Annotated in this window: 8 protein-coding genes and 1 pseudogene; 6 read left to right on the plus strand and 3 right to left on the minus strand. The window is 51.9% G+C overall.

Annotation, left to right across the window (positions count from 1 at the left end):
• Window positions 1-68: 68 nt before the first annotated feature.
• The 3 genes and pseudogenes from PN477_RS01100 to PN477_RS01110 all read left to right on the plus strand — a co-directional run bounded on the left by PN477_RS01100 (window position 69) and on the right by PN477_RS01110 (window position 2,754).
• A complete protein-coding gene (locus PN477_RS01100) occupies window positions 69-899 on the plus strand; it encodes a transporter substrate-binding domain-containing protein (RefSeq protein WP_272119134.1) in 831 nt (276 codons plus the stop codon).
• Window positions 900-1,276: 377 nt separating this feature from the next.
• Window positions 1,277-1,948: pseudogene (locus PN477_RS01105) on the plus strand (amino acid ABC transporter permease); the annotation flags it as partial.
• A gap of 50 nt (window positions 1,949-1,998) precedes the next feature.
• Window positions 1,999-2,754, plus strand: coding sequence for an amino acid ABC transporter ATP-binding protein (locus tag PN477_RS01110; RefSeq protein ID WP_272119138.1), 756 nt, complete (start codon window positions 1,999-2,001; stop codon window positions 2,752-2,754).
• Here the strand turns inward: PN477_RS01110 and PN477_RS01115 are convergent.
• Both PN477_RS01115 and PN477_RS01120 read right to left on the minus strand, forming a co-directional pair.
• A complete protein-coding gene (locus tag PN477_RS01115; protein ID WP_272119140.1) occupies window positions 2,751-3,512 on the minus strand; it encodes a proteasome-type protease in 762 nt (253 codons plus the stop codon). The two genes, PN477_RS01110 and PN477_RS01115, sit on opposite strands and share 4 nt — an antisense overlap.
• A 60-nt stretch (window positions 3,513-3,572) precedes the next feature.
• Window positions 3,573-4,136, minus strand: coding sequence for a zinc ribbon domain-containing protein (locus PN477_RS01120; protein WP_272146900.1), 564 nt, complete (start codon window positions 4,134-4,136; stop codon window positions 3,573-3,575).
• Window positions 4,137-4,196: 60 nt separating this feature from the next.
• Between PN477_RS01120 and PN477_RS01125 the strand changes: the two genes are divergently transcribed.
• Complete coding sequence (locus PN477_RS01125) at window positions 4,197-4,319, plus strand: hypothetical protein (RefSeq protein ID WP_272146901.1); 123 nt, start codon at window positions 4,197-4,199, stop codon at window positions 4,317-4,319.
• Between the two features lie 29 nt (window positions 4,320-4,348).
• Window positions 4,349-6,541 carry a glycogen debranching protein GlgX gene (gene glgX, locus PN477_RS01130; protein WP_272119144.1) on the plus strand — a complete coding sequence of 731 codons (2,193 nt, stop codon included), beginning with the start codon at window positions 4,349-4,351 and terminating at the stop codon, window positions 6,539-6,541.
• Window positions 6,542-6,841: 300 nt separating this feature from the next.
• On the opposite strand, the gene PN477_RS01135 is transcribed toward glgX, so the two are convergent.
• Entirely contained in the window at window positions 6,842-8,269 is a 1,428-nt protein-coding gene (locus tag PN477_RS01135; RefSeq protein ID WP_272119146.1) for an efflux RND transporter periplasmic adaptor subunit, read from the minus strand.
• Window positions 8,270-8,580: 311 nt separating this feature from the next.
• Here PN477_RS01135 and PN477_RS20790 point away from each other — a divergent pair.
• A partial coding sequence (locus PN477_RS20790; RefSeq protein ID WP_417158720.1) for a zinc ribbon domain-containing protein occupies window positions 8,581-8,903 on the plus strand: 323 nt, incomplete at its 3' end.

An 8,903-nucleotide genomic window follows, 5' to 3' on the forward strand; every position in this document is an offset into this window, starting at 1 on the left:
AGTTTGCTTTAATTAACGAAAATTTGACCCATTGATTGTCATTAACCGTAACCCCGTAGTAATACCCCATGATTCAACGTCGTCGATTTTTAATTACCCTCACCTGCTGTGCATCACTGATTTTGGGTCTTGGCGCAGGGTGTAGCTCCACTCCCTCGGAAACCGATAGCGCCAGCGAAGACAGTGCTGCGGATAGAACCCTAGTGATGGCCACCTCTGCCGACTATCCCCCCTACGAATTCTATGAAACCGCCCGCGGTGAGGGTGAACCCATTGGGTTTGACATTGACATTGCCAATGCGATCGCTGAAAAACTAGGGTACGAGATTGAAATCAGTGATATGGATTTCAACGGCATTATTCCCGCCCTCCAATCGGGCCGCGCTGATTTTGCCATGGCCGGCATGACCCCCACCGAAGAGCGTAAAGAAAACGTATCATTCTCGGAAATCTATTACGATGCCAAAAACACAATTGTTTCTGCCAAAGGTGCGGGCTTTAAAACCTACGATGATTTAGAAGGAAAAACTGTCGGAACACAACTCGGATCGATTCAAGAAGAAGAAGCAAAGTCTAAGGTTGAAGAAGGCGCGAAATTTACCATTGAATCGCGGAACAAAATTAGTGAATTGATTCAGGAAATCAAAGCCGGTCGGATCGATGCTGCAATCATTGAAAACACCGTCGCCAAAGGATATATCAACGCCAATGAGGATTTAGAATTCACTGAGATTGAATCCGATGGTGAATCAGGTTCTGCGATCGCCTTCCCCAAAGATTCCCCCCTCGTCGAAGAATTTGATGCCGCCCTCACCGAACTAAAAGACAGTGGCGAACTCGATAAATTAATCAAAAAATGGTTTGAAGACTATTACAACGAGCAAGCTGCTGAAGAATAAGGGTAAAAGGGTGACACGCCTGACAGCCTATTTCATCTGCTGCGATCGTCGGCATGTTTAACAAGCCCATTGAAAATTAATCTGAGCAAAAAGCCTGGTTGACTGACAAAATTAGCCAGATCCCGGAAAGCCCTCACCCTAGCCCTCTCCCTAGGGGAGAGGGAACTGGAAAAATGGATCGGCTCCCCTCGCCCTCTGGGAGAGGGGTTGGGGGTGAGGGCTATCAAGCCATCTTAATTTTCTCAAATTATGACTTCAATTCAGCCGTTAAACATCATCAGACCACAGAGTACTAGAAAATCAAGATCCTCACCCGATCTTGATTTTCATACGTTCAACAGTGCATCTTGTTCCATTCATCCCCTCAGCCCATAACCGCAATGAATTCCCTGAGCCTTGACTTTGAAAGCATTACACCCTCAATTCCGTTTATTTTAGGGGGCATTGCTGTCACCTTACAATTCACAGCATTATCTGCCGTTATTGGTTTTATTTTCGGGGTATTACTCTCCTTTTGTAAGATTTCCAGTTTTAAACCGCTGTATTGGTTTGGGATGGCCTACACGTCTGTTTTTCGGGGTACACCCTTACTGGTTACGCTATCTTTGATTTACTTTGCAACGCCTCAACTGACGGGGTATGACATTTCCGGATTTCAAGCCGGGATCATCACCTTTTCCCTCAACTCTGCGGCCTATATTTCGGAAGTGATTCGGGCGGGAATTTTAGCCGTCGATCGCGGTCAAACCGAAGCAGCGCAGTCTTTAGGGGTTCGCTATCAACCGATGATGTTAGATATTATTCTGCCCCAAGCGATTAAAAATATCTTGCCAGCCTTGGTGAATGAAAGTATCGCCCTCTTGAAAGATTCCACCTTAGTATCGACCATCGGCGCACAGGATTTACTCCGCCGGGCGCAAATTGTCGGGGCGGAAAAATACGTTTACTTTGAACCGTTATTAATTGTGACGGTGATTTATTACGCCATGGTGATGATCCTGACGGTCACCTCAACATTCCTAGAACAACGCCTGCGTAAGAGTAGCTAATTCCCAGTTTAAACGCCTTAGTCCATTCACCCTTAGAAGTCTGAGAAACCATGCAAGATTTAGTCAAACAACCGAAGCCCGTTGCTGTTAAAATTGACCGTCTTTATAAGTCGTTTGGCGAGTTGAAAGTGCTGCGGGATATTACGACAGAGATTTATCAGGGGGAAGTGGTGGCGATGATTGGCCCCTCTGGTTCGGGAAAATCAACCTTTTTGCGGTGTTTAAATCTCCTGGAAATGCCTACATCAGGCACGATTATGATTCAAGGGGTGGAAATGACAGACCCAAAAACTGATGTGATGGCGATGCGGCAGCATGTGGGGATGGTGTTTCAACATTTCCATTTGTTTCCCCATATGACGGTGCTGAAAAATATTATGTATGCCCCGATTAAGGTGAAGAAAATGCCCGAAGCGGAGGCGGAAAATAAGGCGCGGGATCTGCTAGCGCGGGTGGGGTTAGCAGAAAAGGCGAATGTGTATCCGTCGAAGCTTTCCGGGGGACAAAAACAACGGATTGCGATCGCTCGCGCCCTGGCCATGGAGCCGCAATTGATGCTCTTTGATGAACCGACCTCGGCCCTTGACCCGGAAATGGTGAAAGAGGTGCTTGATGTGATGAAGGTGGTGTCAGAATCGGGGATGACGATGGCAGTGGTGACCCATGAGATGGGGTTTGCGCGGGAAGTGGCCGATCGCATCTTTTTCCTCGATGGGGGACGCATTGCCGAAGAAGCGACCCCGGATGAGTTTTTTAAGCAGCCGAAAAGCGATCGCGCCCAGCAATTTCTCGCCAAAATGCTTTAATCAATCAAAATATCATCGGCATTATCGTCCGTATCCCATTCAAGATTGGGCATGGTTAAAAAGGCATGGCGTAAGGATTCTTCCCACAGTTTGCGCATCTTCGCTAGGTAGGGCGAACCGAGGCGCAATTGCAACCGATGCCGAACGGTAAAGGTATCCCGTTCGTACATAATCAAATTAATCGGCGGGCCTACGGATAGATTGGATTTCATCGTGGAATCGATGGATAACAAGGCACATTTTGCCACCGCATCAAGATCGGTTTCAAAGCGGAGAGTACGGTCTAAAATGGGCTTGCCATATTTGGTTTCGCCGATTTGTAAAAACGGGGTTTCGGGGGTGGCTTGAATGCAATTCCCCTGAGCATAGACGAGATAGAGTTGCTGTTCTTCACCTTTGACTTGACCACCGACGAGAAAATTACATTGAAAATCAATGCCATCCCGTTCGAGCCAGGCGCGATCGCGGTCTTGCACTTGGCGAATTTTATCCCCTACATAGCAGGCGGTGTCATAAAGGGTGCTTTGGGTATGAAGATTGATCTTATGCTCCTCTTTGATTTCCCGTTTAATGATGGTCAAAATACTTTGGGTAACGGCTAAGTTTCCCGAAGTGCAGAGAATGACAGCGCGTTCACCCGGTAAGGAAAAGTCGAAGAGTTTGCGATAGGCGGAAATATAATCAACGCCCGCGTTGGTGCGAGAATCCGCAGCAATGACTAACCCAGAGCGGTTAATCACGCCTAAACAATAGGTCATAACAGGCTGAGATGAAGAACGATAAGCCTTTGTGATTTTAGCGTGAGTTGGGGGCTGTGCTTAGGGGGTGAGGGATTGACCACAGGCGCGACAGAAGCGATCGCCCGCTTGACTTTTGTGACCGCATTGGGGGCAAAATTGCGCGGCTTGGGATGCGGGAGACCCAGGGGAGGGGGTGGCGTTGTCCATGCGCAGTTCCATATTGCCCATTTTCATCTGCATTGGGTTCATCGTCATATTGCCCATGATCATGGGCTGCATGGGTTGCATGGGTTGCATGGGTTGCATGGGTTGCATGGGTTCCATAGGTTCCATCGGGGCAGGATCGGCGCGGCGTTGGAGGGGAATCACGTCCGCATTGGGCAAGGGGGGCAAACGGTCGAGGGAGGCGATCGCTTGCCCCTGGAGGTGCAAAATTAACGGGGTGTCGCCTTCAATGCGGAGGATGACGCGATCGCCGTCGCGCCACAGGGTCGGGGGCGTTAACCAAGGCCCTGTGGTGTAGCTGGAGGATTGGGCCTGTTGTTGGCCGCTGTAACTGGTGGTCAGAGTGATCATGGTGAGGCGATCGCGGTTGACGAGTTCAAGCTCTTGATGCGGAGTCAGACGAACAAAGTAGGCCATAGTGACACAGGAAGTTAACCGGGGTTCCTCTTCAGCGTATCGATTTTTGGGGTCCACTGGATGGGGTGGGGTGCGATCGACGGTGGAGGGTTCGGGGGGCGATCGCCACGGATTGATGGGCTGTTTGGGCAAATGGTGACAATGGGAGCCGATGAAACCGATGGCGATCGTGTAAATTCTTAAAGAAAGGTTTCAAAAACGTTTTATAACTTATGGATTACACGCTTTGGCCCGGCCAATCCTATCCGCTGGGTGCAACATGGGACGGTGCAGGTACGAACTTCGCACTGTTTAGTGAGCATGCCACAGGAGTGGATCTCTGTCTCTTTGATGAACAGGATCATGAAACCCGCATTCCTCTCGTCGAACAAAATCACTTTGTGTGGCATGGCTATCTTCCCGATGTGGGGCCCGGTCAACGCTATGCCTATCGGGTTTATGGCAGCTTTCTCCCCACCCAGGGCCATCGCTTCAATGTCAATAAGTTGTTAATTGACCCTTACGCCCAAGCGATCGCCGGCGACATCATCCACGACGAAGCGATCTACAGTTATCCCTGGCATACCGACGACGAAGACCTCGGCTTCAATGACCTCGACAGTGCCCCCTACATCCCCAAATGCGTCGTTGTTGACCAGGAATTTGACTGGGAGGGCGATCGCCTCCTCCGCACCCCCGCCCACGAATCAGTCATTTACGAAATCCACGTCAAAGGCTTCACCAAAACTCACCCCGACATCCCCCCCGCCCTGCGCGGAACCTACGCCGGACTCGCCCACCCCGCCGCGATCGCCTATCTCAAATCCCTCGGCATCACCGCCGTCGAACTGCTCCCCATCCATCACATCTACATCAACCAAGGCCACCTCGTGGGGAAAGACCTCCACAATTATTGGGGCTACGACAACATCAACTACTTCGCCCCCTACTCCGGCTACAGTGCCAGCGGCAGCGCCGGGGAACAGGTCAAAGAATTCAAAGCCATGGTGAAGGCCCTCCACGCCGCCGGCCTCGAAGTCATCCTTGACGTGGTCTATAACCACACCGGCGAAGGCAACCACATGGGGCCCACCCTCTCCCTGCGCGGCATCGATAACCTGTCCTACTACCGCACCCTCGAAGACGACCCCCGCTATTACATGGACTTCACCGGCTGCGGCAACTCCCTCAACGTGTGCCATCCCCAGGTGTTGAAACTAATCACCGACAGTCTTCGCTATTGGGTGGAAGAAATGCACGTTGACGGCTTCCGCTTTGACCTCGCCTCGGCCCTGGCGCGGGAACTCTACGATGTAAATAATCTCTCGGCATTCTTTAACATCATTCACCAAGACCCGGTACTCTCCACCGTGAAGCTGATCGCCGAACCCTGGGACATTGGCGAGGGTGGCTATCAGGTGGGCAACTTCCCGCTGCTCTGGTCAGAATGGAATGGGAAATATCGCGACACGATGCGGGACTTTTGGATCGGGATGGAAAGCAGCGTCGGAGAGTTCGCGTTTCGGTTGACGGGTAGTTCCGATCTTTACGAACTGAGTGGCCGCAAACCCAGTGCGAGCATCAACTTTATCACCGCCCACGATGGCTTTACCCTCAATGACTTGGTGAGCTACAACGAGAAGCACAATGAGGATAATGGCGAAGAGAATCGGGACGGAGATGACCATAACCGTTCTTGGAATTGCGGGGCGGAAGGGCCGACGGATGACCCGGAAATTTTAGACCTGCGGGAACGGCAGCGGCGCAATCTCCTCGTTACCTTGATGTTGTCCCAAGGGGTTCCGATGCTCTTGGGGGGGGATGAATTGGGCCGTACCCAAGGGGGTAATAATAATGCCTATTGCCAAGATAATGAGATTTCTTGGTTTGATTGGTCGCTGACTCAGGGGAATCAAGATCTGCTGGAGTTTACGAAAACCCTGATTGCGTTTCACCATGATAATCCGGTGTTTCAACGCCGTCAGTGGTTCCAAGGGCGGGCGATCCATGGTTCGGGTGTCCGGGATATTGGCTGGTTTAACCCCGATGGCCTGGAGATGACCGATGAGCAATGGACGCATGGCTATATCAAGACGTTGGCGATTTTCCTGAATGGGGAAGAACTGGGCAAGGTGAATGAGCAGGGCGATCGCATCATCGGGGATAGTTTTTTCCTGTTGCTCAATGCCCACCATGAGCCGCTCAACTTTGCGATTCCTGAAATGCTTCAACCGTGGCAATGGCAGGTGGTGATTGATACCACTCAACCGCAGTTTTTGACGGCGGGCACGATCTACCAACATGATGATGAAATCGAGTTGACAGATCGCTCCCTCCTGCTCTTACGGCGGGGTGAATCCGTACCGCCCCAGCCGCCGAAACCCCAGCAAAGTGCGATCGCACCTTCCCCCAAACTGTCCAAGTAACGCCCCAGGGCCAGGCATGACGAAATGAGACAAGGGGTTTAAAGCCCCTTGCCCCGCCCTAGTGCCATGACACAGCCAAAATGATATTTCATTGTAGTGTCGTGGCACAGCCAAAATGATATTTTATTGTAGGGTGGGTTAGGCGGCTTAAACTCCTGTTATCAATGCAATTCAGCGATCCGCCGTAACCCACCAATTAGCGTGTGCCGTAACAGTAGGGTGGGTTAGGCGGCTTAAACTCCCGCTATCAATGCAATTCAGCGATCCGCCGTAACCCACCGATCAACGTGTGTCACGCCCCTAGGACTCCTCGCGCCGCCGATACTCCTCGGGCAGTTCAATAAAGACCCGCTCCCCTTCCTCTAAACCACTGATAATCTGCGTTTGATCATCTAGGCTACTGCCGAGGGTCACCGGGCGAAATTCCGGTTTATTGTTCGCATCGGGAACCATCACCCCCGTTTCCCCATCCTCGGTGACGATCGCCACCGTTGGCACTACCACCGTCCGCGCCAACTGCTCACCGAGGAACGTCAAATCCACATTCATCCCCGGTAACAGAGCCTCGATCGCCTTCGGTTCCAACAAAATCCGCACCTCAAAAGAGGTGACATTTTGCTCAACGATCGCTTCCGGGGCAATCAACCGCACCCGACCCCGAAACGACTCCTCCGGATAAGCATCGGCAATCAGGTCGACAAATTGGCCCGGCTCCAGGTCGGGAATATCAATTTCCGGGACTTTCGCCACCACTTCTAGCCCTTCCGCAAGGGCGAGGATCGAAGTGGCCGACGAGGAAGCCGACGCAGAACCGGAGGTGGTGGGGGTCACAAACGCGCCCGGTGTGGCGAAGCGTTGGGTGATGATGCCCTCAAAAGGGGCGGTGATCAAGGTGTTTTCAAACTGGACGCGCACTTCTTCCACGGCAGCGCGGGAGGCTTCCACGGCGGCCTGTTGGCCGGCGATTTCCGCTTGGCTGCTGCGTTCGGCTTGGGCGAGGGCGGCTTGGGCTTCGGCGAAGCTGGCTTCGAGTTCTTGAATTTCAGGGCGGGCGGTTTGGGCTTCGCGGCGCAGGGCTTCTTCGGCTTGGCGCACATCGGCTTGGGCCCGGCGCAGGTCAACGAGGGCATCATCGTAGGCATTGTTGGAAATTGCCCCTTGTTCAGTGGGGAGAGTGTAGCGTTCAACGCGGGCCTGGGCGCGATCGCGCCGCTCCAGCGCCGCCTGCACCTCTGCCTTTGCTTGTTCAAATTCCGTCGGGACGCGGGCCCGCGCCGCCTCAAGGCGAGCTTGGGCTGCGATCGCCCGCGCCCGCGCCTGTTGGATCGCCGTCGGAGCGCGTAATTCCGCCTCCCGCAAATTCGCCACCGCCTGTTTAAACCGGGCTTCGGCTTGGGCTCCCTGGGTGAAAATGGCCTCATTATCCATCACCGCCAAACGTTGCCCTTGTTCGACCCGCATCCCCTGATCGACCAGTAACTGCTTCAGTTCTCCGGCTTGGTTCGGGCTAATATTGACGCTCCGAATCGGCACGACCGTACCACTGGCGGACACCTGTTGGCGGAGGGATTGGGACTCAGCCAGCACGGTATATTCTTCCAGGAAGGTGGCAGCAGGGCCGAGCATCGCGTTGTAGGTAGACACGCCGATCAACAGAATGCCACCACCCGCCACGCCAACAATCCAGGGTAATGGGTTTCGGGGGTTAAGAAAGGAGGGCAAGGCCATAGCAGGTAATTACTGAGAACACATTAAAAATTACGGACAGAGAAAATCACAATGGCGGCAAACATTTTCAACAATACTCGTCAATCCTCCCGTTTCGATTAGATTATCTTAATGTGCAAAGAAGACTCCTACTATAAAGCGAGTCCGAGTAGAGTGACCGAAGGTAACGGCGGACGTGCCTTTTAGTGGCGAGATGAATTTGCACTAACAAACAAATCGAGCGACAGCGAGTCCTTTAATTGAATTTTTGCCATTTTGTATGATAGTTTGATATACTCTCTCTTGGGAAGGATTAGAACTTAAAACTTAAAATACAGTCGGTAGCTGAAAAGTTTGGCTGTATCGTTTTAGAAGTCAACCCTAAATATACAGCCCAAACTTGCCCGAATTGTAGTCATGTTGACTCCGCTAGTCGGAATCCAGAAAAGTTTGTTTGGACTCATTGCGGATTCATTGTAGATTCAGACAATCAGGCAAGTGTCAATATTGGCATAAAAGGACTTGAACTCCTTGGAATTAGTCCGTCCAAGCTACTGGTGGATAATCAGAAAGTTACGGCTAAATCTGAATTAACAGATTTGAGAAATCAGGATAAATCAATGGCGTTAGTCGTTGAGCCTAGCAACCCTCTGCA

Source organism: Spirulina subsalsa CS-330, from assembly GCF_028330765.1.
Lineage (GTDB): Bacteria > Cyanobacteriota > Cyanobacteriia > Cyanobacteriales > Spirulinaceae > Spirulina > Spirulina subsalsa_A.

Coding starts and splice junctions, on each gene's coding strand:
- PN477_RS01100 (WP_272119134.1), top strand. CDS start 69: ATGATTCAACGTCGTCGATTTTTAATTACCCTCACCTGCTGTGCATCA.
- PN477_RS01110 (WP_272119138.1), top strand. CDS start 1,999: ATGCAAGATTTAGTCAAACAACCGAAGCCCGTTGCTGTTAAAATTGAC.
- PN477_RS01115 (WP_272119140.1), bottom strand. CDS start 3,512: ATGACCTATTGTTTAGGCGTGATTAACCGCTCTGGGTTAGTCATTGCT.
- PN477_RS01120 (WP_272146900.1), bottom strand. CDS start 4,136: ATGGCCTACTTTGTTCGTCTGACTCCGCATCAAGAGCTTGAACTCGTC.
- PN477_RS01125 (WP_272146901.1), top strand. CDS start 4,197: ATGGGGTGGGGTGCGATCGACGGTGGAGGGTTCGGGGGGCGATCGCCA.
- glgX (WP_272119144.1), top strand. CDS start 4,349: ATGGATTACACGCTTTGGCCCGGCCAATCCTATCCGCTGGGTGCAACA.
- PN477_RS01135 (WP_272119146.1), bottom strand. CDS start 8,269: ATGGCCTTGCCCTCCTTTCTTAACCCCCGAAACCCATTACCCTGGATT.